Annotated in this window: 21 protein-coding genes; 10 read left to right on the forward strand and 11 right to left on the reverse strand. The window is 50.5% G+C overall.

The window, feature by feature from the left end; translation table 11 throughout:
- The 4 genes from J0A66_RS23870 to J0A66_RS20710 form a co-directional block, all read left to right on the forward strand.
- Positions 1 to 78: integrase core domain-containing protein (locus tag J0A66_RS23870; RefSeq protein ID WP_144020606.1), on the forward strand; the 78-nt coding region annotated here is incomplete at its 5' end.
- A gap of 21 nt (positions 79 to 99) precedes the next feature.
- On the forward strand, positions 100 to 6,687 hold the full coding sequence (locus J0A66_RS23745; RefSeq protein ID WP_338143932.1) for a SpvB/TcaC N-terminal domain-containing protein: 6,588 nt from the start codon (positions 100 to 102) through the stop codon (positions 6,685 to 6,687).
- 9 nt (positions 6,688 to 6,696) lie between these two features.
- Entirely contained in the window at positions 6,697 to 7,362 is a 666-nt protein-coding gene (locus J0A66_RS20705; RefSeq protein ID WP_206575775.1) for a hypothetical protein, read from the forward strand.
- Between the two features lie 117 nt (positions 7,363 to 7,479).
- Complete coding sequence (locus J0A66_RS20710; protein ID WP_206575776.1) at positions 7,480 to 7,809, forward strand: hypothetical protein; 330 nt, start codon at positions 7,480 to 7,482, stop codon at positions 7,807 to 7,809.
- 144 nt (positions 7,810 to 7,953) lie between these two features.
- Here J0A66_RS20710 and J0A66_RS20715 read toward each other — a convergent pair whose 3' ends face one another.
- On the reverse strand, positions 7,954 to 8,556 hold the full coding sequence (locus J0A66_RS20715; RefSeq protein ID WP_206575777.1) for a TetR/AcrR family transcriptional regulator: 603 nt from the start codon (positions 8,554 to 8,556) through the stop codon (positions 7,954 to 7,956).
- A 115-nt stretch (positions 8,557 to 8,671) separates the two neighbouring features.
- Here J0A66_RS20715 and J0A66_RS20720 point away from each other — a divergent pair, with 115 nt between their 5' ends.
- Positions 8,672 to 9,790, forward strand: coding sequence for an MBL fold metallo-hydrolase (locus tag J0A66_RS20720; RefSeq protein ID WP_206575778.1), 1,119 nt, complete (start codon positions 8,672 to 8,674; stop codon positions 9,788 to 9,790).
- Positions 9,791 to 9,800: 10 nt separating this feature from the next.
- Positions 9,801 to 10,178, forward strand: coding sequence for a putative quinol monooxygenase (locus J0A66_RS20725; RefSeq protein WP_206575779.1), 378 nt, complete (start codon positions 9,801 to 9,803; stop codon positions 10,176 to 10,178).
- Between the two features lie 40 nt (positions 10,179 to 10,218).
- Here the strand turns inward: J0A66_RS20725 and J0A66_RS20730 are convergent, their stop codons facing one another.
- From J0A66_RS20730 to J0A66_RS20745, 4 genes are all read right to left on the reverse strand, one after another.
- Positions 10,219 to 10,557, reverse strand: coding sequence for an antibiotic biosynthesis monooxygenase family protein (locus J0A66_RS20730; RefSeq protein WP_206575780.1), 339 nt, complete (start codon positions 10,555 to 10,557; stop codon positions 10,219 to 10,221).
- 84 nt (positions 10,558 to 10,641) lie between these two features.
- Positions 10,642 to 12,048, reverse strand: a complete 1,407-nt coding sequence (locus tag J0A66_RS20735) for an amidohydrolase family protein (protein WP_206575781.1) — start codon at positions 12,046 to 12,048, stop codon at positions 10,642 to 10,644.
- A 90-nt stretch (positions 12,049 to 12,138) separates the two neighbouring features.
- Complete coding sequence (locus J0A66_RS20740; RefSeq protein WP_206575782.1) at positions 12,139 to 13,191, reverse strand: AraC family transcriptional regulator; 1,053 nt, start codon at positions 13,189 to 13,191, stop codon at positions 12,139 to 12,141.
- A gap of 2 nt (positions 13,192 to 13,193) precedes the next feature.
- On the reverse strand, positions 13,194 to 13,604 hold the full coding sequence (locus tag J0A66_RS20745) for an Rrf2 family transcriptional regulator (RefSeq protein WP_206575783.1): 411 nt from the start codon (positions 13,602 to 13,604) through the stop codon (positions 13,194 to 13,196).
- A gap of 166 nt (positions 13,605 to 13,770) precedes the next feature.
- On the opposite strand from J0A66_RS20745, the gene J0A66_RS20750 reads away from it, so the two are divergent.
- Complete coding sequence (locus J0A66_RS20750) at positions 13,771 to 14,472, forward strand: class I SAM-dependent methyltransferase (RefSeq protein ID WP_206575784.1); 702 nt, start codon at positions 13,771 to 13,773, stop codon at positions 14,470 to 14,472.
- Between the two features lie 107 nt (positions 14,473 to 14,579).
- On the opposite strand, the gene J0A66_RS20755 is transcribed toward J0A66_RS20750, so the two are convergent.
- The 3 genes from J0A66_RS20755 to J0A66_RS20765 form a co-directional block, all read right to left on the reverse strand.
- Entirely contained in the window at positions 14,580 to 14,924 is a 345-nt protein-coding gene (locus J0A66_RS20755) for an Hpt domain-containing protein (protein WP_206575785.1), read from the reverse strand.
- A 16-nt stretch (positions 14,925 to 14,940) separates the two neighbouring features.
- A complete protein-coding gene (locus J0A66_RS20760; protein ID WP_206575786.1) occupies positions 14,941 to 15,870 on the reverse strand; it encodes a response regulator in 930 nt (309 codons plus the stop codon).
- Positions 15,871 to 15,983: 113 nt separating this feature from the next.
- Entirely contained in the window at positions 15,984 to 16,415 is a 432-nt protein-coding gene (locus tag J0A66_RS20765) for a response regulator (RefSeq protein ID WP_206575787.1), read from the reverse strand.
- An 875-nt stretch (positions 16,416 to 17,290) separates the two neighbouring features.
- Between J0A66_RS20765 and J0A66_RS20770 the strand changes: the two genes are divergently transcribed.
- On the forward strand, positions 17,291 to 19,639 hold the full coding sequence (locus J0A66_RS20770; protein ID WP_206575788.1) for a PAS domain-containing protein: 2,349 nt from the start codon (positions 17,291 to 17,293) through the stop codon (positions 19,637 to 19,639).
- Positions 19,640 to 19,827: 188 nt separating this feature from the next.
- Here J0A66_RS20770 and J0A66_RS20775 read toward each other — a convergent pair whose 3' ends face one another.
- Together J0A66_RS20775 and J0A66_RS20780 are read right to left on the reverse strand one after the other, a co-directional pair.
- A complete protein-coding gene (locus tag J0A66_RS20775) occupies positions 19,828 to 20,892 on the reverse strand; it encodes a serine hydrolase domain-containing protein (RefSeq protein WP_206575789.1) in 1,065 nt (354 codons plus the stop codon).
- Between the two features lie 104 nt (positions 20,893 to 20,996).
- Positions 20,997 to 21,209 (reverse strand): hypothetical protein, encoded by a 213-nt coding sequence (locus tag J0A66_RS20780; protein WP_206575790.1) that lies wholly within the window; start codon positions 21,207 to 21,209, stop codon positions 20,997 to 20,999.
- Between the two features lie 299 nt (positions 21,210 to 21,508).
- On the opposite strand from J0A66_RS20780, the gene J0A66_RS20785 reads away from it, so the two are divergent.
- The gene (locus J0A66_RS20785; RefSeq protein ID WP_206575791.1) at positions 21,509 to 21,970 is read left to right on the forward strand and encodes a hypothetical protein; all 462 of its coding nucleotides are present in this window, start codon (positions 21,509 to 21,511) and stop codon (positions 21,968 to 21,970) included.
- A gap of 142 nt (positions 21,971 to 22,112) precedes the next feature.
- A complete protein-coding gene (locus tag J0A66_RS20790) occupies positions 22,113 to 23,771 on the forward strand; it encodes an alpha/beta fold hydrolase (RefSeq protein ID WP_206575792.1) in 1,659 nt (552 codons plus the stop codon).
- Positions 23,772 to 24,337: 566 nt separating this feature from the next.
- Here the strand turns inward: J0A66_RS20790 and J0A66_RS20795 are convergent.
- The gene (locus tag J0A66_RS20795) at positions 24,338 to 24,886 is read right to left on the reverse strand and encodes a hypothetical protein (protein WP_206575793.1); all 549 of its coding nucleotides are present in this window, start codon (positions 24,884 to 24,886) and stop codon (positions 24,338 to 24,340) included.
- Positions 24,887 to 24,952 lie beyond the last annotated feature (66 nt).

A 24,952-nucleotide genomic window follows, 5' to 3' on the forward strand; every position in this document is an offset into this window, starting at 1 on the left:
GAGCATTACAACCATGTTCGCCCGCATAGCTCACTGAATTACATGTCGCCTGTTGAGTATGCAAAACAGGCAGCTTAAGCAGGAAAATCTCATTGAGGGATTGGTACTAATCTCGGGGAAAGGTCAACTCCAGCCCAAGCGAGTGCCGATGGAGGAGCGGCTGGGTACAGTGTGCCAATAGTAATACCTCCAGGCAGAGCCGGGATGCAGCCACAAGTAACTTTGAGTTACAGTAGCCGCGGCGGTAATGATATTGCTGGGGTAGGTTTTAGCTTGTCAGCCGGTGGTAGTCTTTCCCGCTGTCCACCGACAATGGACCAAGATGAATTTGCCAGTGGTATCCAATATGACCTGAGCATCGACAAGCTGTGCCTGAATGGCCAGCGTCTGATAGCCGTGTCCGGTACCTATGGGGCGTCGGGGGCCGAGTACCGTACCGAACTGGGTAGCATGGCAAGAGTTATCCAACTTGGTGGAAGCATCAATAGCCTTTCTGCTTATTTTAAGGTTCATCTGCCCAACAACAATATTCAGTATTATGGGCAAAGTGCGAAAGTAAGGGCCGACGGCAAACTTGTTCCCATAAGTTGGCTATTGGATAAGGAAATCAATCCCGCCGGCAATCAGATTGATTACAGTTACAGCAATGTTGGAGCTGGGGAATTATTGCTCCAACAAATAAACTATACCGGAGATGCAAACAATACCGGCGACCGGGAAGTACGTTTTGCTTATGAATCACGTCCTGATGTTCGTACTCAATTTATAGCTGGCGGCAAGACCCGCCAGACTCGCCGTCTCAAGACCATTTCCACTTGGTATGCCGGTAACAAGATACGGCAGTACAGTCTTGTTTATCAATCAAGCAGCGCCAGTAATCGTTCTTTGCTAATAAGTATCAACGAATGCGGTCAGTATGGGGCCGAAATCTGTCGTAAGCCCACAATATTTGATTGGTCAGACAGTCAAATCAAAGTGGACTTACAGCTACTGACTACATCATCCGGGGATGAACTGCTCCCAACGGACGGAGAGATTATCCCAGATATACGTTCAACGGGTGCCGCTGGAGATATCAACGGTGATGGTGTCCGGGACTGGCCAACCTACTTCGTAAACGCTGAAGGTGGATCCGACGGTGCAAACAGTTACCAGAGTAATTCTTGCCGGCGAAGCTCATTTCTTGGTCAGCAGATTTGTGTCAATGCCGATTTTGATTTAGATGGTCGAACTGACATTTGGTGGGTGGAAAGTGGATTCCTTAAAGTTGGACTGACAGATTTTCCTTCTCAAGTCATTACACCTGTCAACACAAATGTATCAATGAAATGGGATACCTTCAGAGAAGACCGCCTGGTCCACGCAGCAGATTACAATGGTGATGGGTGGCCTGATTTGGTCGTTGAAACCAAACTTAAAAGCGGTAGTGGGTCGATCACTTCGGGCAGAGTAGGCCTATATCTGCACAGTACAAATCCATACTATCCTTATCCCTCCGAACAGGAGATGGTGAATATAGGTCCAGATGAGGACCTGCAGTACTTAGGAGATATGGATGGCAATGGGCTGCCAGATTTGGCAGTTGCCCGACAGGATCCCCATGAGAGCACAGCGACGTTGAAACGTCTATTGCTTACACATATTGACGGTTCATTGCCAACATTTGTAGAAAAAGACCTGAACTTCGGTGGTTTCGGTCAATTCGGTGATTTCTCCATGTTGCTTGATGTCAATGGCGATGGATTACCTGATTGGTTGGGGTGGATGGCTAACGGATTGTCTGAGGATGATGGGGGCGGTGGTGAAATACCCCGGCCTCCGCCGGGTGACATTATGAGCGGAGATACAAACGCTGAAAAACTGACTGCTGAATATGAAGCCTATGAACAACAGTTAGCTGAGAATAATGGTTACCTGATGGTCAAGCTAAACAATGGAAACGGCGAGTTTAGTGCGCCGATTGACCTAGGAGCTGCTGCAACATTGCCTAAACGAACGGTGCAAACTCCTATTTCGACTCCTCAGGAGCCAGATTACAAAGTGTTGCCTAAGTTTTCAACGGCCTTCAAAGTGGCGGATCTAAACGGCGATGGAGTTGACGAGTTACTCTTCCCTGGTGATGGTCAAATCCTGGCCTCTGGTTGTATTGATTTTAGGTACTACCCCATAGGCTCTGGCGGCGACTGGGAGTGGACAACCCGTTGTGGGGCCCAGCATTATGGAACATATTTCCGAGAAGATGGTACCCGTGCCGCAATGAGTACAGATTGGGATACTAATGTGTACCGTTACAAGGCAATGCACTTTATTGAGCTTTCCGATGGCAGCATCAAGGCGCAAATTGAGCAAACAGATATGATTGGTACCGCCAATAATTCATTCCTGATGGATGGTTTTGGTAAGGGCCTACCGGATCTGGTTTTCGCTTACGGGTGTAAAACTCCAACCGGATGTTCAGTAACACCGATCTCTGGTTCGCCCATGGCAGGCAAAACACTAAACAAAGTCTACATCAGTAGGAATCTAGGTTCTTCTGAACTGGCTGCACCAGGAAACGATGATTATCAGGCCATCGATATGTTGGTACAAGTCCAGGACGGCGCCGGCAAAGTCAGCCAATGGAGCTACCATCCTTTAACCACCGGTCAAATTCCGAATTACTACCAAATGCCCCGCGATGTAGTGGACAGCGAGCATTTCAACTTTGCTTCCAGCATGTATGCGGTATCCAGGTTTGAACAGAGCAACGGGGTAGGCAGTACCAATAAGTATCGTTACCACTACACCGACGCCACCTACAACTTCAAAGGTCGGGGATTCCGGGGCTTTACCGGTATTACCGTTTTTGATGACGTCAACAACACGCAAACTGAAACAGCCTTCAGAGTTAAGTTCCCCTTCACCAGCCAGATAACGAGCCAGAAAGTATTCAGGCAAGGGGACCCTAATCCCATACGTGAACTGAATAACATCTGGTATGCCAACACTGGGCACAACAGCCGCTGGCCGGGCACCTTTGCTATTTACAATCATAAGGCTGAAGAAATCCGCTACGACGTACAAACCAGCGGCAGCGCGACAACCGTCACTACCACGCCCATTTCTACCCGCACTGTCACGGTGCAAGGTGGCGATGTGGATGACTTTGGTAATGTGTTAATTCAAACCGAAGTCATCGATGACACCACCATGACCCTGACCAAGGTGGTGGAGACCGACTTTAGTCTTGCCTCTGAGACCTGGCCACGGCGTTGGGAAAACAAAACTCTGACCAGCAGCCCGGTGGTATATAAAGGCGCCCAGCCTAGTCCGGCTTCCAGCACCAATGTGCAAAAAGTCACCACCACCGCAGTGACCTGGAACAGCACGTTCCGTTTGCCCGATACCCAAACCACCACTGGCGATGGCAGCTCGCTGCTGACGACCTATGTCTACAACAACTATGGCCTGCCCAAGAAACTGACCCGTTCAGGCACTGCCTACAGTGGCAGCGCCATGACCGCAGCCACCCAGAACCGGGTCACAGAAATCTATTACAGCAACAACGGCAATACGGTTGCCGAAGACGGCTACTTCCCCTACCAAACCAATACACAGGTGGGCAACGGCAAGTTGCTCAGCACCTACCAGAAAACCGACCCGGCGTTGGGGCAGCCAACCGAACAAACCGATATCAGCAACGTGGTCACCACCACCAAATATGACCAGTTGGGCCGTCCTAAACAGGTAGATGTCACCGGGCAGCCTACCCAGTACATCAGCTATCAAACCGCCACCACCAATGGCGCCGTTATGAAAGTGGTAAGCCAGCAGGCCGGCGCGCCCAAAGCCGAAGAGTACAAAGACCTGCTCGGCCGCACTGTCCATACCCGCGTGGAGGGTTTTAATAGCAGCACCTGGATTAAGCAAGATATCAGCTACGATGCCCGTGGCCTGAAAACCTACGAAACCAATCCCTATACCAGCACGGTAAAAGGCGTGACGACTTACAGTGGTCATGATGTCTTGGGCCGGGTTACACAAAAGGTAACCAACGGCACCTACGCCGACTTAACCACTCAGTACAGCTACAGCGGCCTGACCACCAATATCAGTACCACGGCCGAAGTAGGCTCGGACCTTGACATGTCCCGGACTTACAACAGCCTGGAACAACTGGTTGAGACCATCGATGCCAACGGTATGGCTACCCAATATCTGTATGATGCCGGTGGCAACCCCATCCTGATCCAAGATGTGAAGGACAATCGCATCACCGCCAAATACGATGCATTGGGTCGAAAGGCGTGGGTTAACGACCCGAATCAGGGCCAGACCCAGTTCACCTACAATGATTTTGGCGAGCTGGAAAAAGAGCTGGACGCCAACAGCAAGGCCATCTTCTACGACATGGACCACCTGGGCCGGGTGACCCAGCGCATTGCCGATGGCAGCACTGCCACCTTTGCCTGGGACGCCAACAGCGGTATCAACGTAACCTGTAAAAACGGTTTACTGTGTCGGGAGTCTGAAAACGGCATCACTAAGGTAATCAGCTACAACTGGGCGGGTCAGCCCACCCATACAACACTGACGGTGGACGGCAACACCTATATCACCGAAACCCAGTATGACGGCAACTACGGCAGGCCCAAGGCCATGAACTACCCCAATGGCCTGCAGGTAGCCTATGACTATAACGCCCGTGGGTATCTGACCCGTGAATACAATGCCGCCAGCAACTACACCTACCGTGAAGTGACCGCCCAGGACGCCTTCGGTAATATCACCGCTGCCTTAATTGGCGATGGCAACGAAACCGGCACCTATAACTACAGCGCTAAGACCGGCCAGATGCTTTCCAGTGAAGTTATCAGCAATGGCATTACGGTGCAGTCACTGGTGTATTCGTCGTATGACAGTTACGGCAATTTGCTCACCCAGCATAACCAGGCTGAGGGCATCAACAGTACCGACAACTTTGTTTACGACGAATTGCAGCGACTCGTATCAGCCGCCACCACAGGCAGTGGTTTCGACTTTAGCGTGGATTACGGCTATGACGCTGCCGGGAATATTCAGTATAAAACCGACTATTCCACCAACAGCGCCAGCGCCTACCAGTACGTCAGCGGTAGCAACAAGCTCAGCCAGGTGGCTCTGAAAGCCGGTGGTTCGGTCAGCTTCGGTTATGACAATAAAGGCAACCTGACCCACCGCAACGGCAGTCAGGAAATCACCTACAACATCTTTAACAAGCCGGTCAGCATCAGCCGCAACGGTAGTGTTAACTTTACTTACGGCGCCGACTTAGCACGGGCCAAGCAGGTGCGCACAGTGAGCGGCCAAACCACCACCACTTACTACATAGGCAAGCACTATGAAGTGGACGTCACCGCCACCGCCACCATCAACAAGCTGTATATCAGTGACGTAGCGGTGCTGGAGCTGGGCAACAGTGACAAGAAAATCCGTTTTACCCACCGCGACCGCCTGGGCAGCGCCACCACCTTTACAGACCACAACGGTGCTTTGGTTAGCCGTCGTCACTTCGATCCCTTCGGCACGCCAAGAGGTGGCGACTGGACGCAACTGTCAACGCCCAGACTGAACGATGGTGAAATGCGTCGGGGCTTTACCGATCATGAACATCTGGATGAAGCGGAACTCATTCATATGAACGGGCGGGTGTACGATTACAAGGTCGGACGGTTTTTGTCTGTGGACCCCGTGATCCAAAGCCCCGGCAACAGCCAGAGTATTAACCCTTACTCGTATATTATGAATAACCCGATGTCTGGGACTGATCCGACGGGGTATTCTGGAAAACCACCAGAGTCTTGCGCTGCGTCGCGGCTTGGAAGTATATGTGACAAACTGCCTCCAAGTAATGGCGGTAATGGATCGAACTTAGCCGCATCAAATACCGCCAAGATGTTAAACAGTAAGCATGGAGGCGGAGAGTCTAACGGGGCCAGTGCATCCCAGCCTTTGACAGGCAGTGATGTTAAAGAAACGATGGATATGCTTGGGGAGTATCAGAAAGCCAAGCAGGGGGGCGGCAGTGGACTACAGGCTTCCTTTAATGATAAACAGCTAGGTAATATAGCTGACTTATTTAAAGGTGGAAATTATGCGGGTGCGTACAGCTATATTCTGGGTGAGATTCAAGGGCTAAATGGTGTCGATGACGTTACAAAATTCTGGTTCGAAAAAGCTATCGAGATAAACCTTAATAAAGACACGCCGGCGAATACTTGGATTAGGGCGTTTACCACCAAAGGTTTGGCTTTAGACGGTATTATTGCAACTCCAGAAATGTTGCAGGGGATTTCTGATTCTATCGCTCAAAATGTTATTACAGATGTATTGCGAAGTGGTGGTGTCCCGAATTTTAACCAGTTGGTTGTTGCTGATATTCGAGTGGCCCTCAGTAATGGAGGACAAACAATTGGTGGTTGGGGCGGTTCATCGTATTTCTGGGATTTACCCTATGGCCCCAATAATGAAACCGTAGGACAGCTTATAAGAGGTAGTTCATATGAGTTAAATAAGTTCAGACAAAGTTATAGTCATGCTATGAAAACTACATTTAGACAGCACGGTATGAATGCGGCATTTGATGCAGTAAAAGCGGGTAGAACTCTCGGTTTTGGTAATGCAGTTAAAGCCGATTTAGCCTGCGGCACATGTTTAATTGAGTACTAGGGGTATATTATGAATAGCTTTGCTTTCACAAATTATCTGTCAAAGTTTAAACTAATACTGACTTTATTCTTGCTAACCATATTGACCTTTGGTACTAGTTTTGCGGGTGGAGAGGCGAAAATGCTTGAACAAACGAATGTCACGGTGCTCATGGCAGGTGAGATTTTTAATATTCCAAAAAGTCACCTTTCTCCAAACCGCGAGTTTCCTGACAAAATCAGAAGGGAAAATATGATCGAAGTAACTTTCTTTTTTCCCGATTTTAAAGGATTTGGAGAGGAGGATGATATTGCAACAGTTGGTCGGTATAACCCAAATCAAGTTACAGCATTCTGGACAAAAATTAATGGCGGGGGGCGTTTGGATGCAAGTAAAAGCCTTAGCAATGCAATAAAGTATGGGTTGTCAGAAAGGGATAGTAGCTTGGATTTAGAGGGACTAACTGCTTATAGAAATGTACACGATAGCGGTGTGACTTACCTGGCTCAAAACTACCATGGCGACAATGTTCTCATTCATTGCTCTGACGGCCAAGTCAACAGTGTATGTAAATTAGAGTATCTTGATAGCACCAATGATAGAGGAATCTTTACATCTTTCGATAAAAAATTCCTGCTAAGGTGGTCTGAGATAAACAATAAGCTACTTTCTCTAATTGAACAGTGGAAAGTTTGAAAAATAAAAACCATATCCAAATGAAATAAATGACTAAGCACAAAGACACAGGGTCAAGTCTTGCACCGTGCAAAAATAATAAAAAAGATTATTAATCAATAGATTAAAGGAATGAAAATGCAAAAAATACTAACAGGGCTGTTGCTGATAATGGCCAGTACACTGGCTCAGGCCAACGTCAAATGCCCGGATGCCAAGGTGCAGATGTTGTATCCAACCGAAGAAAAAACCTTTATCCAGTTGGAAGGCCAGAACTGGCAGGTGCTGGGCTTTGTGGGTGACGAAGACCTGCCCACCAAAATGGCCATCGCCCAGCGCGCCAAACAGCAAAACCAGCCGGTCGAACTCACCTTCAACAACGGCCACGACAGAGAATGCCTGTCCCGCGACGACACCAGTGCAGTCATCAAAATCAAGGCCCGTAAAGAGAAGAAGAACCAAGACTGATATTTGCATCTTTCACAACAAGAAAGCCCTTCAGTTTTTGCCCACCGCACAATTCGTCTCACTGCGAGCTGCTCGGACTGTTAGACGCAGCCGTTCACAACCAAGTCCATCAAAGGAGGTTAGATCTACTACTAAGGTATTGGGTTATTGTTGAACAACCCGATACCGGGCCAAAAACATGGCCACCGTCTGCTCGATTACATAGCGTTCCTGTTGTTCGTCCGGTACATCAAAGCCGTAGAGGCGCGGGTAGAATAAGAAGGATTTGAGTTGCATCACAAATTGCTTGGCGGCCAACTCGGCATCTTCGACCTCCAGTACTCCGGCCGCGACGGCCTGTTGGAGGAATTCTTCCAGAAAACTCATACAACCTATTTTTTTGCCACTGAGCCGTTTGGCCAGCTCCGGCTGTCTGAGCATATGTAAAAAGGCCACGCGAGCAGTACGCAAGAAGGAATCGGAGGTGAGCAGGGCAGCTTCCTGCACGGCAATGCGTGTCAGTTGTGACTGGAGGTCCTCAGAGGGATCGAATATAACGGGTTCGGTGCCGCCCAGTTGTTCGCGCATTCGGTCTAAAATGGCGTGGAACAGGGCGTCTTTTGTGTCGAAGTGATTATATACGGTGCGCTTTGACACATTAGCCAGTTGCGCCACCTGATCCATGCTGGTCTGTTCCACCCCCTGCTGGTAGAAGAGCTGCTCAGCCGCCTCAAGAATATGCAGGCGCTTTTTATCCGACAATTTCATATTCACCTCGTCTTGCTGGTGGACAGTTTACTCCTGATTAAAAAAAGTTGCACTAATGAGTTTACTTTTGGCCGGCTTTGTCTAAACTACACCGTGTAGTTTACTTTGGTGTGCAATGAAAAAACGACTTTGGACAGCCGGGATCATCCTGGCATTATTCTTGGGAGCAGCAGGGGTGAACAATCAACTGGCCGCCATTGGCGCAGAGCAAGCAAAAACAAACAGCCATTTTTACGAGGGTAAATTCCACAACGCAGAAGCCGTAACGCCGACCAGCTTGGGTCGGACCCTGGCCATCATGCTGCGTTTTTTTACCGAAGAGAAGGTTCACGCCGTGCCTGAGCAGGCCCTGCCCATACAAACAATCAGCCGTGTGCAATTATTAGCTTTATCAGATAATGAATTGCATCTGGTTAAGCTGGGTCACTCCTCTGTATTGTTGAAGGTCTACAAAGAGTTCTGGCTGATCGATCCGGTCTTTGCCGAGCGCGCTTCGCCTTTTGCCTTTATCGGCCCCAAACGTTTTCATCAAACCCCCATCAGCATTGAAGAGCTGCCCAACATCGACAAAGTGCTGATCTCCCATAATCATTACGATCATCTGGACAAGGCTGCGGTTAAACAGCTCAGCCGCAAGACCGGCCAGTTTCTGGTGCCGCTGGGTGTCGAGGCAGACCTGATCAAGTGGGGCCTGCCAGAGGATAAAATCCTAAGCTTCGACTGGTGGCAGGAGATGCATACCGATCAGGGCCTGATTGCCTTTACCCCCACCCGGCATTTTTCCGGCCGGGGCTTAAGCGACGCCAATAACAGCCTGTGGGGTTCCTGGGTAATTAAAACGGCCCATCAGAATGTGTTTTTCAGTGGCGACTCGGGCTACTTTCAGGGTTTTAAGCAGATCGGCCGCAAGTATGGTCCATTCGACCTGACCCTGGTGGAAACCGGGGCCTATGATCCGGATTGGCCGGATGTACATATGACGCCAGAACAGAGTCTGCAGGCCCATCTGGATCTGCAGGGGAGGGTAATGATGCCTATCCATAACGGCACCTTCGATCTGGCCTTTCATGCCTGGTATGAGCCGCTGGAACGCATCAGTCAACTGGCTGACCAGCATAATGTCAGGCTCTCCAGTCCGGTTCCCGGCCAGGTGTTAAGCCTTCAGCAAAGCCTGGACACCCTGCGTTGGTGGCAGCCTCTGATACCCAGCTTGCAAACAGCAGGCGGCAAATAAAGGAGAGGTCATGACAATGCCAGCCAGTCCCCCACTTACCCTGCTCAAAGTATTTCGGGTCGAGCCCGAGAACCAATCGCGCCTGGTCCAGTTGCTCAGCCGTGCCACTGAAGAGGCCCTGCGCAGTGCGCCGGGCTTTGTGTGGGCCAGTTTGGAGAAAAGCCGGGACGGCAGAAAGGTCACCTGGTATGTGCAGTGGCAAAGTGAAGCCGATTATCAGGCCATGCGTGAGGATCCTGATCTGCCGGCCTATTTTCAGGAGATCATGGCCATCGCCTCCCATGAGGCGGAAATGTACGAGCCGGTTAAACTGTTTGAGCCCGGGCGGTTTGCTCAGCCGGCCCTGCCGTCTTCATACCGGCCGATGGTGGGCAGGCGTATTAACTAGTCCAGGAGGCAGCCGGCAAGGTTCCGTCGAATGGCCGTATTTAGCTGTTTTCTGCAATCACCTGGTATTGCCCGGGCCAGACCTGGATAGGGGCAGGGAAACCTTTGCCCAGTACCCGCAAACCATCCAGGTTTTCGCCCTCTGCGTTGTCAAAACCCTGGTTAACCACCTGTTCAAAGTGCGCCTGTGAGGCCCAGACGACAATATTAACGTAGCGCAGGGCTCCATCATCGTCCCTGTTCAGGGCCTTGTAAAAGGTGGAGCTGACAAAACCCGTCTGGCGGCTGAAGTAATCCACGTAGACGGATCTTACACGCTCCGCCTCAGCTTCCATTCCCGCTGGCACCACTATGGTATTGATTACGCTTACCTGCTCCATCGTCCCGCTCCTGTTGACTGGTATGAACCGTCCCGCCGGGTGACGGTAAGGCTCAAGCAGCGTAACACAGGTCAGATACAGTCTTTACATATTACTCAGCAACAAGGTGGCCTCGTCAAACAGGCTGCGGTGGGCTATGGCCTGTCGGCGCTGCTGCTTCAGGGCGTTTGCGTCAAACCATTGTCCCTGTTTGATAACCGCCTCAGGATGGCTGAGCAGGCTCAGATCGTCCAGGGGATTAGCCCGGGTATAAATCATATCGGCCCTAAGGCCTGCCTTAATCTGCCCCAGCTCCTTGGCTTTGCCCAGGCTCCTTGCCGGATTGAGCGTGGCAGTGCGCAGTACCTCAAACTCAGACAATCCGGCTTGTCTTAGCAGCGCCAGTTCCTGATGCAGGGACTGGCCATGGGGCGAGAGCAGCACCCCTGCATCGGAGCCGGCCAGGATGGGGACACCAGCCTGATGCAACCTGGTGGTAATCTCAAGCAGATAGGCGAGGGTCTGGCGGTTATGTTCAGCCACCTCAATGGGGGCATCCAGCCAGCGCTGTACCTGATTATGGCTGTCAAACCAGGCTACCAGGGGTGAGATATACTCCTTTGGCATACTGTCAATGAATTCATCTTTTTCTGCACTGATGCGGGTCAGTTGCTGGTAGATAGCCAGAGTAGGAGTGACCGGCACCTGCAAATCAGCCAGGGCTTGAATGGTCTGGGTCAGTTTGTCAGCATCCTGCAGGTGATTCAGCGGCCCCTGAAAGATATCCTCCACATGCTCCAGAGACTGTAACCCCCTAAGGCTGCTCCAGTCAGCGGAATGGTCATGCCCGGCCTGCAGGCCGGCAGGATGAGGCCCATGCTTGGCGATGGCGATACCCGCTTTATCGGCAAACTCCCTGACCCAGGCATAGCCTTCAGCACCCAGGCTGCCGTAGATTTTTAACAGGTCATAGCCAAGGCTTGCGGCCGACGCCACTGCCTCCCTGGCCTGTTCGCGCGAGCCGATATAGCGATGCAAAGGCGTATCCTGATAGCCGGAGAGAATAGGACTGCTGACGGTGACTGTGCTGCCAAAGCGCGACAGGTCTGCCAATTGCTGGCGCCACACAAGATGCTGGGGCACGCCGTTCATAATGCGCACATGGGTGATCCCGTACGACAGGTTAATGGCAAAGGCCGCCGGATCCCAGGCATGCATATGCATATCCATCAGCCCCGGGGTCAGATACCCGTTGTGCCCCTGAACCTGGCGTACGGAGGTCTCTACGGGGCTGGTATCAGGCTCGATACGGGTAATAAGCTGGTTATCGATCCACACCCGTTGGTCGGGCAAAACAAGTTGTTGAGCCACATCCAGCACATTGACATGGCGGATCACGTAGGCGTCCGCATTGGCTGGAAGGGATGGTGCAGACTCATCCGCCCGGGCAGGGGCGGTGAGCATAGCCAGTAACAGAAGTAATAACAGCAGAATGATATGCAGGGTTTTCATCGGGTTTATCCTCAAAGTAAAAAGGGCCCGGTAAGTCTCCCTGCAAAGGCACAATCCTGCGTTCAGGATCCTGATTCTGACCGTTCAGGATCAGGATTGCAGCGATTGTTTGTATTGTGTCGGCGTCATGCCCAGGTGCTTTTTAAAGGCGGTATTAAAACTGGATTTGGCATTAAAGCCCGCCTCCAGGGCCAGGCTTAGCAGGTTCTGATCGGCATTGTCACTGAGGGCACGCTTAACCTCCTCTACCCGCAGGCGGTTGATATAGTCGTTAAAGTTAAGCCCTGTGCAAAGGTTCACAGACCGGGAAATATCCCGGGTCTGAAGGCCGCTCAACTGGCTTAAGTCGAGCAGGGTCAACCTGGGCTGGCGGTACCAGTGCTGGACATTTAGCTGCGTCTGCAGAGACTGAAATATGTTGCGATAGATCTCATTGTCCGGGGCGGGTGGGGTATGTGTACTCATCGTCCCCAGACTGGTCGGCGGTGCTTCCTGGTGCTGTTCGCCACGCAGAAATTGAAGCTGGTGAAGGTATTGCACAGCCTGGTAGATCAATATGGCAAACAGCGCCAGGCTGGCCGCGGTACCGGCGGTCTGGCCTAAAAGGTTGATCTTCAGACTGATATAGGGCTGCAGGTTCAGGCGAATCAGATCCAACACTCCCAGCAGGGCAAACGCGCCAATCAGCCAGGCCAGCCAGTTCAGGGAGAGATCCTCGGCGTCAGAGCGCCGCGCTTGCAGAGTTTGGTGAAAGCGCAGAATCAGGCGCACCGACAACAATGCATACAGCAATCTGGACAGGGTCCCGACTGCAATCACCCATTGGGTATGGTGGGTAACAGGCAACGCCGCCAGCATGGGCAGAAAATGCCAGGCCCAGGGCAGTGCCGGTAGCTGGCCGGTTAACTGGCGGATGGTCAGGTAGATGGCCGGCCCCACCCCGAGCAGGAAAATGGGCGTCACCAGATACACCTGACGTAAATCGCCCACCTCTTCGAGCAGGTTAAACAGCATGGAGGCCGTCACCAGAGCAAGCAGCACCTGTAACATACGGTACTCACGTTGTGGCCAGGTCAGCGCCAGGCCGAACAAGGTCAGGGTCAGGAGCCCCGCCTGCAGAAAGTTTACCGGGTGTACTGTCATGTTTAATCTCGTCTTTGCAGCAACTTATCCAAAGAGATTTCGCCAAAACGAGCCAGAATCAATGTTTCGGCTTCATTGAATACGCTAGTGAGCGCCAGATTAACCGACTTTTCAATAAAACAGTTTCCGTGCTCACTGGTCACAGACAGACCGATCAACCCTGTATCCCCCAGTGCTTTGTGAATTTCCAGCAGGGTCATGTCACTTAAAGGCCGGGTCAGCGACCAACCGCCGTGTCTTCCTTGTACTGTCTGGACATAGCCACTGTCTCTGAGCAACCCCATGGTACGGCGCACGACCACCGGGTTGGTGCACAACATGCGGGCCAACTGGCTGGAAGTCATGGGGTTCTCACTGGCCCCCAGATGAGCCAATACATGCAGTACCCTGGAAAGACGACTGTCTTTGCGCACCCTTTCACTCCCAAAATGAGAAACGGTCAAATAATGTAACATATAAAGTTACATAAGTACCGGCAACTGCTAGGATATGTAATCTTTGATGTTACATATATGGCTGATTGACAAGTCCAGGGCCAGCCGGGCCTCGAAGAACCGACAGATATCCCCGGGAGCATCCATGAATCAACAAGAACTTACGGCACTGTTCGATCAGCAGGCACCGCACTACGATAAGCAATGGAGCAGAATGTCGCCCATTGCTGACGGGCTGCATTTTTTTCTGGAACATGTTTTGGCGGGGTTGCCGCCTGATGCGAATGTTCTGTGTGTAGGCGTTGGCACGGGCAGGGAACTGCTACACCTTGCCCGGCGATTCCCCGGCTGGCGTTTTACTGCGGTTGAGCCATCAGGTGCCATGTTGGATCAGTGTCGGCGGCATGCCGAACGTGCAGGCTTTACGTCCCGCTGTCGCTTTCATCAAGGCTATCTGGAGGCTTTGCCGCCTCAGGCAACCCATGATGCGGCCACCTGCCTGTTGGTTTCCCAGTTTATTCTTGATCCCGGCGCCCGCTCGGCACTTTTCGCACAGATTGCTGCGAATCTGCAGCCTGGCGGAATACTGGTCAGCTCCGATCTGGCCTTTGATACCCGCTCAGAACAATACCAGGAGCTGCTGAGCCTATGGTTAACCCTGATGGCCAATGGGCAGGTTTCAGAGCAGGAGGTGAGCAGAATCAAGGCCGCTTATGGTAAAGATGTGGCCATACTGCCGCCCGGACAGATCGCATCCATTATTGAAGCGGGAGGATTTTCTCCGCCGGTGTCGTTTTACCAGGCGGGACTGATCCAGGCGTTTTATGCCAGGCGGATTGACACATAGTGATAGGGAGCGTTTTGGCTGGTAGTCAGAATATTTGATGGATATGGCACGTAGAGCGGGTAGCGGATTTTCTGAAAAACGATGTGACAGTCAGTGAAGGTGCTTTGTTAGCGGGCGTCAATCCAGGCCTGGATGGCTTCTTCGGCACTTTCCCATTCCATTTCAAATTCGGAAATCAGCCTTAGCCTTTCCTCCCGCTGAGTCTGGAGTTCGTAGTTTCTGCAAATATCATGGATTCGCATGGCTCCCACCATCTTGCTGGTGGTTTTCAAGCTGTGAAATCCCCGCTGTACGTCTTTTCCCAGATCGAAGTCCATCATAATGGTTTCCTGTAACATTGCCCCCTCCTGCAGGTAAATCTGCAGGGATTCGACCAGCATTTCGGCTGACATGCCCTGGTAGAAGGAAATGAGAATATCAGGGTCAAAGACGGCAAGGTTATGATCGTACATAGGCGGCCAGCTAACCCTAAATGCGCTTTATGACTGGCTTACTCAGAATGCTCAACCAGGCATTATGAAGCCGTTTGAAAATGTCTTCTGCCTGCTCCTTTGGCAGATCTGGGACTGACAACTTCTCAATGGGAATGGTGGAAAATCCTTTTAAGCGGTCAAATAAGGAGGTCCACATCGGATCCCCCGGGTGCTTCGTTTTAAGTCTCTGCGCAACAAAGTGCATGTCATCTGAAGCGAGCTTGATCTTGTTTATATCGTTGCCTGCTTCTGTGTATTTGTCTTTGCGGTAAGTGGACCAATGTAATGTATTGAGTAAGAAGGTGATGGTCTTCATACGCCGGTCCAACTGATGGTATCCGGAGGTGATCTGATCGGGCCATTTAATAAATGCGCCCTCGTCGCTGCTTTCCACCCGGCTTTCCACTGAAACAGGCTTAGGCTGGTAGCGGCTTTTCTCGGCCGAAACAGATTTGGTAATGGCGGCTTTCATCTCCTTTCTCGCGGTTTCGGCCGGCTCCTCCAGGGATTGATAGTATTCAGGGGGTTTGATTTCCATCCGCTTGTTTTTGTTCTTTTTAACCCGCTCTCTGAGCTCCATGACCGTAACGGGCTTGACCAGCACATCATGCATGTCAAACGCCAGGCATTGCTTGATATCGTCCTTGTAGGTAAAACCGGTAAAGATAAGAATAGGAATATCATGACGGCAGGAATAGCGTCCCATTCTGATGTTTTTTGCCAGGGTCAAGCCTGAGGCGTTTTTTAATTGGATATCGATGATAGCCATATCAATTTTATGGTTCTTCAACGCCGCTTCTGCAGTGACAAATTCTGTGGCCGTTTTGCAGGCGAAGCCCTGCAGCCCGGTAATCGTCTCGTAAATGAAATGGCACATTAACTGGGCGTCGTCTACAGCCAAAACCTGAAACTCTGTTCCCGTCATTTGCTGCCTCTTGCTGTTCCGTCTGTCATTGGCTTCTCATCAGAAAAATAGCAAATATCGATGCGTACAACTTTAATTCGTCCTGCCTGCTTCTGTCATGAGTTTTGATGGGGTTAGTTTAACAAGGCCCACTCCAGCCTGGTCAGGAATTCATCTTTGGTAAAGGGTTTGTGTAGGAACTGCTCCTCACTGAACAGGGGGGGGCTAACGCTGTCCAATATGCCCGGGTCACCGGATGAAAGAATCACTTTGATTCCGGGACGAAGACGAACCGCATATTCAGCCAGCGACAGACCATCCATCTTTCCCGGTAGCATAACATCGGTTAGAAGCAGATCGATATCAGGATGTTGCTCGAGCAGCTCAATGGCTTGCTCCGCATTTTCCGCAACCACAAAGTCATAGCCGGATAAATCCAGCAATGTGGTGGTATATCGCCTGACGAGATCATTGTCTTCTACCAAAAGAATGAGCTTCCGTTCATTCCCTTTTGCCGGGTCCATTAACTTGTCCATTATCTGGCTGTCGACCTTAGCTAAGCTCATGGGTTCCTCCTAAGCAATATTTAGCACGAAATTTGTTTGGCTACTGGGTCCCTCTCCCCGAAATTTCGCCAACTGCAATGCGGAAATAAGGATAACATGATATACCATAAGGGTGGCTGGATAACCATAGAAACTGAATAAGATAATAAGAGCAAAATCCTAATATATCTTTTAAAAACAAATAGATATGGTTTTCTTTCAATGGTTGGAGATCGGTGTGCGTGTCAATGTAACTTCACAGCGTTTGAAGAAAAACCAATAAAAACAGCAGGTTGCAGAAGTGTTTATGGTGTTGTAAGTTATACGTTATTTTCACCCGCTCTGGTGCTAGCGGCTGGGCAGTCTTAAGGCAGGTATGGCAGTGCCGCAGGTTTTAAGCTGAGAAGGGCGTGAGGTGGCCTTGAATAGGGTGTATATTTCCTGAAGAGGGTGACGCTATCTTGTATATTCAAGGAGGACTTATGCATAAGCCTATGAAGAGCGGCATTTCGGCTGGCGGCACCCACCCCGCCGGTTACTGCGTTTTCCTTGCTCCCCTGTTGAACAGTTGGGAGGAATAGATCATGGCTGAGGTGTTGTTTAAGGCCATTTCCGGTAAAGCGTTATCTGAAGGTGGTCAGCAGCTTCTCTGCTGGTGCCTGTTACCTGCTCTACTTCTGGTGTTATACCTCGATTCTCTTACCCCCCTGGGTTTTTCCCATGGGATCTTGTATCTGCCCTTAGTGTTCGCAAGCATTTTCACCAATCGGCTGCTGATGGTGCAATTAGTCACCCTGGTTTCTGTTGCATTTGTATTGCTTGGGCTTCCTATCAGTGCGGATGCTTCACAACTCCCTTACACCTATGTTCTTGGTAATCGGGGGTTGGCGTGTTTGATGATTCTAATCAGCGGCTTTTTCAGCTATGTCACCCTCAAATATCTGCTTCTGACCAAAGCCCAGAAGCAGGCACTGGCAGATTCGCAACATTTTTTGGAAGAGAAACTCAGGCTGTTGGAAATTGCCGGCGAGATAGCTTCATTTGGTGGATGGACGCTGTCTGTGGCCGACAACAGAATGAGCTGGACTGATGAAATATTGAATATTCATGGTCTTTCTATGGTTGACAGGGCGACGCCGGAAGAAGCGCTAAAGCTCTATGTGCCGGAACACCGGCCCATTCTTCGCCAGGCCATCCGTAACTGCATAGAAAAAGGCGAACCTTTTGATTTGCAGCTGCAAATAATAGTGAAAGGAGGGCTCTCCAGATGGGTCCGCGTCATTGGCCGTCCCGAATACAGCGAGGATGGAGAGTTGGTCAGTGTTTACGGAACCTTGGAAGATATTCATCGCCTCAAATCCATGCAAAACAAGATTGAGCAAAGCAAACAGCAGTTTTCACAGCTGGCCAACGCCATGCCGATGATTGTCTGGTCTGCGGACTCAGAGGGAAGGGCAAATTTCTTCAGTGACCAATTGGTTGAGCTGACTGGAGTGCCTCTGGAGCAGCTGTTGAGGGACGGGTGGTTGAACGTCATCCACCCCAAGGACAGAGACAGGATCCGCAGAGACTGGACATACGCGGTGGAAAGTGGCGCTGACAATTACAGTTCTGAGTTCAGGATCAAACTGAAAAGTGGCGGCTATCATTGGCACCTGGGCCGGGCGATACCTATCAGAGACGAATTTAATAATGTGCAAAGATGGTATGGCACCGCGATGGATATTCACCATCAGAAGCTGGTTCAGAATGAGTTCCGCGAACTGGTTGAAAGGTTTGAAACGACCCTGGAAAACATCTCTGATGCTTTTATCAGTCTGTCCCACGACTGGCGGTTTACCTATATCAACAGCAAAGTGGAACAACTGTTGAGTACCCGCAAACAGGATATTCTCGGCAAGTCGTTGTGGGAGGTTTTTCCTACCCTGACAAAGACTGAAGTGGAAGCCCGGCTGTTACAGGCCGCAAAGAAGGAAGAGCCGGTCAGCTTTGACGCTTTTTTGGACGGCTTTCCCGGTTGGGTCAATTTCTGTGTCTATCCGGGCCAGGACGGCACCACATTAATCCTAAGGGATATCTCCAAACAAAAGGAGTTGGAGCAGCAATTGCAGCATTCACAACGCCTTGAAGCCGTCGGCCAACTCACCGGCGGGGTGGCCCATGATTTTAATAATTTACTGACTGTCATTCAGGGCAATGCGGAACTGTTAAAAGAAGTCCTGACAGAGGAGAGTTTGATATCCCTGGCCAGTATCATTGAAACCGCGGCGCAAAGGGGGGCAACCCTGACGAGGCAGCTACTGGCGTTTGCCCGGCGCCAGGCGTTGCTTCCCAGTGTCACAGATGTCAATGAGTTGCTTTCCATGCAGCAGGATTTGCTGGAAAGAACCCTGGGGGAACATATTGAGATTACTCTGGTTCTGAACGACAACCTGTGGCTGGCCATGGTGGACAAAAGTCAGTTGGAAAATGCCGTTCTCAACCTTTGTATCAATGCCAGGGACGCCATGCCAGGTGGCGGCCGGCTGCAGATAAAAACACAAAATATAGAAGTAAAAGTGGCGGAATCCTCCGACCCTCTCCCTCCGCCGGGTGAATTTGTGCAGATATCGGTGACGGATACCGGTTGCGGGATCGCACCGGAACATCTGAAACAAGTCTTTGAGCCCTTTTTTACCACCAAAGAGTTGGGCAAGGGGACGGGGCTGGGGTTAAGCATGGTATTCGGTTTTGTGAAGCAGTCCAACGGCCATGTGGATATTACTTCCACACCAGGTAAGGGCACCACTGTCACCATGTATATTCCCCGGGCCGAGCAGGGGCGTGAACCCCAAGCCGTTGATGACCAGGTCCAAGTGGAAAGAGGGCAAGGAGAGGTAATATTGGTGGTGGAGGACGATGAAGCGGTGAGAAATTACACCTGCAAAGTCTTGGAAAATGCCAACTACGAGGTGATCAGTGCCCGAGACGGACTGGAAGCGCTTGAAAAGCTGCAGGTGACAAAGACGGTGCAGCTACTGTTTACTGATATCGTCATGCCCGGAGGAATAAACGGCGAAGAACTGGCGGAAAAGGCCAAGAGTCTTTGGCCTGAGCTGCAGATTCTGTTCACTTCAGGCTACGCAGAGAGCCTGCTGTCCATGACTGAAGATCAGGCCAAGAACCTGCACTACATAAGCAAACCCTATGATCGTAAACAGCTATTGAGAAGCGTCAGGGCCTGCTTCAGTAAAGACGAAAACTAGCCTTGTGCAGACGGCTGCGCGTGGTGGCGTCTTAATGGGTTACCCTTCCTGCCCAATCAATGTGCTTCCAGTATCCGAACCAGGAAAGTCACAAAGAGCGCGAAGGGTCAGGGATTTCGCTGCCAGCAAATAATAACCTTCGCCCCCTTTTTCCTTTTTCGGACTGCTTGCACAGTAAGGTGGTCTCATTACTGGCGCACAGCAATTAGATTCAGGTTCACAGCCAGTTTGTTGACCGGATAATCGTCTGTGTTGGAAAGCACGACGATAAGTTTGCGGGTCATGGGAAAGCGAACAATCACGGCACTGAATCCCGCAATGTTTCCGCCGTGCACATGAATCGGCTCTTCGGTTTCGGCGATATTGGTGATTTGCCAGCCCAGTCCATAACCATTTAGCTCGGGCGTGAACATCAGTTCGGTGGATTCTGTACTCAGCAGGGTGTTGTCATACAATGCCTTGTCCCATTTGGCCAGATCACCGAGGGTTGAAACCAGCGCTCCGGCTGCATAGGGCAGGGACATATCAATATAGGGCGCCAGGCTGCCATCCGGCTTGTAACCTTTGGCATCCAGGGGCGCCACAGGCTCGTTTGTGCCATAGCCGCTGGCATCCATCTGCAAAGGTGCAAAGACATGCAGCGCCATATAGTCGGCATAGGCTATCCCGGATACCTGCTCGATAATGGCACCCAGCACCACATAGCCGGAATTCGAATACTTAAATGCACTGCCCGGTACAAACTCCAGGGGCAGATCCTTGAACATTGCCATAATCTCATCCGGGGTCAGTTCATCATTGAGATAATCCTCAAAGTCAGGCAACGCGGTGTAATTGGGCAAGCCGGAAGTGTGGGTCAGCAGGTGTTTCAAGGTAATTTGAGTGCCGTTTGGAAAGTCACTCAGGTGGTCGCTGATATAGTCGTTGACCGATAACAACCCTTGCTCCTGCAAGGTCAGGATGGCGGCTGCGGTAAATTGTTTGGAAACCGAGCCAATCCGGAACCGGGTCTCAGGGGTGTTGGACTGCTCCGAATCCTTGTTGGCAAGGCCAAAGCCCTTATTCAGCAATATTTCACCATCCCGGGCGATATATACAGCGCCTGAGAAGTTCTGGCTCAGGATATAAGACTCGAAGTCTTGCTCCTCGAGGGGGTCGGTCACTTTGGGTTTTGCTTGCTCACTGCCGCAACCACAGACAGTGAGTAACAAACCAAGGGCAAAAATGATGCGGGTGAGGTCAAGGCTAAGCATAAAAAATCCCTTTTAGCAGTGGGGCATTCCTGAACAGCCAGAATGGCTTGCTCAGTGGTCCGGGGTTATGACTCACTGAAACTCAGGGAGTTCAACCCCTTAGCTTAGCGCCCAGTGACTAAACCTTTTACTACCGGGTCGCTACTGGAGAAGCTGAGGTAGCGGCCCATATACAGGTCAATCACCTGCTTCTTACTCAGTGTATCGATGGGGCTTTGTTTGTTGACCACCACCACAAGCGCAACCGGCTCCTGCGCCACAGCATTCCCGCCAACCAACATCAGCAAGAGATAAAACAAACAGAAAAGCAGGGGCACAGACACCTTGCCAGGTATTGGATAAGTCAGGGCTAGCGCACCATTAAACCTTTTTTACTGAGGGCAAACCATTGGCCCCTCAGATGCCAACGACAAGCGGCGGAAGATGGGGAAAGCTGGACTAAGCTCAGACATTGCCGAGGCGTATCTGAATTTAATCGAGAAGGCTAACAGAAATTGACGGATTGGCCGTACAAAGTCTGTTTTCTGAGTTGTTGGCTAGTATCTCTGCTGTTACTTTATAAAAAAACCGTGCTTTGCTGCCTGGTGCCAGTTAAGTAATCAATGGAGTGATCGTAATGAAGAAATTTGTGTTGGCTTTGCTTGCCTCAACCTGCCTGATATCCCCGCTGGCCTTTGCAAAATGCAATGATTGTGAAAAGCCCAAGGCTTGCCCTTTTACCAAGGAAGAATTTGCGGCTGCTTCTAAGCTGTACAGTGAAATCCAGGGAGAGGAGGGCAAGCAGAAACGTCATGAACTGGGGATTTACTACTGGACAGAAATACCTGAACTTAAAGCCGCGCTGGAGCGAGCCAAAGAACATAAGATTCCAATTACTGACGCAGAAAATCAGGCCCTTAAAGACAAGTTCCGGGAGACCGAGACCCGCATAGCTGAGTACTTGAACCTGCCACTGGAGCATCTGGACGACTTCCAGAGTCTGTATTTTGACCGAATCATCAAAGAGCAGAAAAAACAGCCGCAGGATCTTCGCCAGTCCACTGTGAACTCAGTCCCAATGGATAGTTCGCCACGCTGAACAACGTAAAGGACTAATTCAAGGTCGTAACTATTGGCCCTGGGATACTACAGGTAGTGAATGGAACGGCACAACACTGGTTGGATTACTGACAGTGGCTGTGGTTATATGGAGGCCATAACCCCATAACTGGCTGATCTCAATGCGTAAATCGTCACTACTGGCACTTGCATCGCTGCTCCTGTCCACTTTTGTCCATGCTGTACCTGATGTGCAGGAAGGCGAGTTCATTATCAAAAACTTTGCCTTTGAAACCGGCGGTGAGCTGGATCTCAGGCAGCATTACCGGACCCTGGGTGAAATCAAGCGGGACGAAAACGGGCAGGTTACCAATGCCGTACTGGTGATGCATGGTACCACCGGCAGCGGCGCCGGGTTTCTGCGCGACCAATATGCCGGGGTGCTGTTTGCCAAAGGCGGGCTGCTGGATGCAGAAAAGTACTTCATTATATTGCCTGATGCCATCGGTCACGGCCAATCCAGCAAGCCAAGCGACGGCCTCGGTGGCGCCTTTCCCACTTATACCTATGACGATATGGTGCGTGCCCAGTACCGCTTGTTAACCGAGCATCTTAAGGTCAATCACTTACGACTGGTCACCGGCACTTCCATGGGCGGCATGTTTTCCTGGGTATGGGGCTACACCTACCCTGACTATATGGATGCGTTGATGCCCCTGGCCAGTCTGCCAGTGGAAATTGCCGGGCGAAATCGCGTGCTGCGCAAGATGATCATCGATGCGGTGAAAAACGACCCGCAGTGGCAGCAGGGCAGTTACACCACCCAGCCCCCGGGCCTTCGGGAAGCCATGTATCCGTTAATCATGATGGTCTCCAGTCCGCTCCAGTACCAGTTGCAGGCACCGACCCGGGAACAGGCAGAAACCATGCTCGATAGCTTGGTGGAACGTTATGCCGGGGCAATGGATGCCAATGATTTAATCTGGGCCTTTGATGCGTCGCGTTTTTACAACCCCAAACCGCATCTGGAGCAAATCAAGGCGCCAGTGCTGGCAATTAATTCAGCGGATGATCAGGTCAATCCCCCTGAGCTGGGCATTCTGGAGCAAGAAACTAAAAGGGTAAAACAGGGGACAGCAGTCACATTGCCGATTACTCAATTAACCCGCGGCCATGGCACTCATTCCATACCCAGCATATGGGGTCCCTATCTTGCGCGCTTGTTGGCCGCGACCGCCGAGCAGGCGAGCCCGGACCTGGCACTACTAACAACCCCACAATCACCCTTATGGTCACAAGCGGTGCCTGATGTGTTTACCGCGCGATTTGAAACAACCGAAGGGGCATTTGAGATTACCGTGCACAAAGCGTGGGCGCCGCTCGGCGCTGCGCGATTTTATCATCTGGTAAAAAATGGTTTCTACGATGGGGTATCCATCAATAGGGTGGTGGAGGGCTTTATTGCCCAGTTTGGCTTAAGCCCATCACCGCAAGTCACCAAGGCCTGGGCCAATCAGGCAATCGCTGATGATCCTGTTGTTGCCAGTAACCAGCGTGGTCGCGTGGCGTTTGCCATGACAGGCCCCGACACACGAAACACCCAGGTGTATATCAGCCTGAACGATAACAGCCGCTTGGATAAAGACGGCTTCGCCCCCTTTGGCGAGGTGACACAAGGCATGGAGGTCGTCGACCGGCTGTATTCACTGTATGGCGAAACCGCCGGTGGCGGCATGCGCGGAGGCAAACAAGGCCCAATCAAGGAACAGGGTAATGCTTATTTAAGCGAGCATTATCCTCTGCTGGATTTTATTGTGGATGCCTATATCGTCGGTGAGTAGTTTGCACTGGCATATCGATTGTTAAGCCTTGTTTGGTCGCCCTGAATTCAGTTCAGGGCCTGTTGCAGACAGTGACAACCTCTCTTTCGGGAAAATAACCACAGGGACGCAGAGGGCACAGAGGAGAGGGGCGATACTCAGGCGGTGTGGGAATGCTGGCGTTATTTGGAGTGGGCATTGGCGGATTGGCCTGGCCTTGTCAATTTGAATACAGGCACCACGAAGGACACGAAGGGGGAGGATTTGGTTGTTTTCATTTATTCTTCCCAGCTACGAGGCCTTTTCTTCTTTCTTGTACCAATTGAGGCCACTCTGCTTTTAGTTAATTTATGTCTTTTCTATACTGTCTAGAGTTGAAAAAACGTTCTCCATAACATCCTCATATTTAACTGAATAATTGGATGTGTGCACCTCTCTTCCAGGATCACTTCGCACGACTTGTCGAATGATGTCTTTGTGTTGTTTCCAAAAGCGGCCCATCTTAATAGAGTCTAGACCTTCAGAGATGGAGCTTGCTGATGCAATAAGACCTTCTTCATTTGTATGAAATGGTGTTAGTAAATGTGTTAGGCAATAATCGAAAAAATGAAGAGAGTTTTTATATCAATTGTAGGATTGAAGCAAACATTGAAAATGTAGTCGTTCATTGCTCCTGCTATACCTTTCTTGTCATCTTTTCCATCCTCGTCATAATAACCGCAGCCTATACCAGAACCTTTAGGTTCTGATGTATTGCTAAGTTGATATATGGTAAAAGACTTAATCATGAAGCGCCTAACTAATATGCTCTTTGAAACTTCTGATTGATTTTCGATGGAATCTTTCTTGTTAAAACTAACATCCTTCATTTTATCATCAATTCTCCCTAGGAAATCATTATTAGAATGAATGTCAAATTCCTCGATAATGTTCCTTTTCTGTTCGATGTAAGTTTTTTTAAATAGCAAAAAAATCTTTTGAGACATAAGTCTCATTTCATTTATCGTGAGCTTATCAACGCGACCAGTAGTCTCAGCATCTGGATCTTGATATCGGATCAGGGCGCTTAAAACGTTGACCTTCTCCCCAGATTTAACACCATGACTTTGATGAGATTTCCAATAAACTGGAGCCAATGGAGATCTCAGAATGAAAAAACGTTATACCGAAGAACAAATCATCAAGGCCATTAAGCAGCATGA

The sequence above is a fragment of the Bowmanella dokdonensis genome, assembly GCF_017254865.1.
Classification (GTDB): domain Bacteria; phylum Pseudomonadota; class Gammaproteobacteria; order Enterobacterales; family Alteromonadaceae; genus Bowmanella; species Bowmanella dokdonensis.

Bases quoted from the DNA above. Each gene is read 5' to 3' on its own strand.
- J0A66_RS20750 (WP_206575784.1), top strand. From the start codon at position 13,771: ATGAATCAACAAGAACTTACGGCACTGTTCGATCAGCAGGCACCGCAC.
- J0A66_RS20705 (WP_206575775.1), top strand. From the start codon at position 6,697: ATGAATAGCTTTGCTTTCACAAATTATCTGTCAAAGTTTAAACTAATA.
- J0A66_RS20740 (WP_206575782.1), bottom strand. From the start codon at position 13,191: ATGACAGTACACCCGGTAAACTTTCTGCAGGCGGGGCTCCTGACCCTG.
- J0A66_RS20730 (WP_206575780.1), bottom strand. From the start codon at position 10,557: ATGGAGCAGGTAAGCGTAATCAATACCATAGTGGTGCCAGCGGGAATG.
- J0A66_RS20775 (WP_206575789.1), bottom strand. From the start codon at position 20,892: ATGCTTAGCCTTGACCTCACCCGCATCATTTTTGCCCTTGGTTTGTTA.
- J0A66_RS20760 (WP_206575786.1), bottom strand. From the start codon at position 15,870: ATGACGGGAACAGAGTTTCAGGTTTTGGCTGTAGACGACGCCCAGTTA.
- J0A66_RS20765 (WP_206575787.1), bottom strand. From the start codon at position 16,415: ATGAGCTTAGCTAAGGTCGACAGCCAGATAATGGACAAGTTAATGGAC.
- J0A66_RS20770 (WP_206575788.1), top strand. From the start codon at position 17,291: ATGATTCTAATCAGCGGCTTTTTCAGCTATGTCACCCTCAAATATCTG.
- J0A66_RS20715 (WP_206575777.1), bottom strand. From the start codon at position 8,556: ATGAAATTGTCGGATAAAAAGCGCCTGCATATTCTTGAGGCGGCTGAG.
- J0A66_RS20710 (WP_206575776.1), top strand. From the start codon at position 7,480: ATGCAAAAAATACTAACAGGGCTGTTGCTGATAATGGCCAGTACACTG.
- J0A66_RS20790 (WP_206575792.1), top strand. From the start codon at position 22,113: ATGCGTAAATCGTCACTACTGGCACTTGCATCGCTGCTCCTGTCCACT.
- J0A66_RS20720 (WP_206575778.1), top strand. From the start codon at position 8,672: ATGAAAAAACGACTTTGGACAGCCGGGATCATCCTGGCATTATTCTTG.
- J0A66_RS20735 (WP_206575781.1), bottom strand. From the start codon at position 12,048: ATGAAAACCCTGCATATCATTCTGCTGTTATTACTTCTGTTACTGGCT.
- J0A66_RS20785 (WP_206575791.1), top strand. From the start codon at position 21,509: ATGAAGAAATTTGTGTTGGCTTTGCTTGCCTCAACCTGCCTGATATCC.
- J0A66_RS20755 (WP_206575785.1), bottom strand. From the start codon at position 14,924: ATGTACGATCATAACCTTGCCGTCTTTGACCCTGATATTCTCATTTCC.
- J0A66_RS20725 (WP_206575779.1), top strand. From the start codon at position 9,801: ATGACAATGCCAGCCAGTCCCCCACTTACCCTGCTCAAAGTATTTCGG.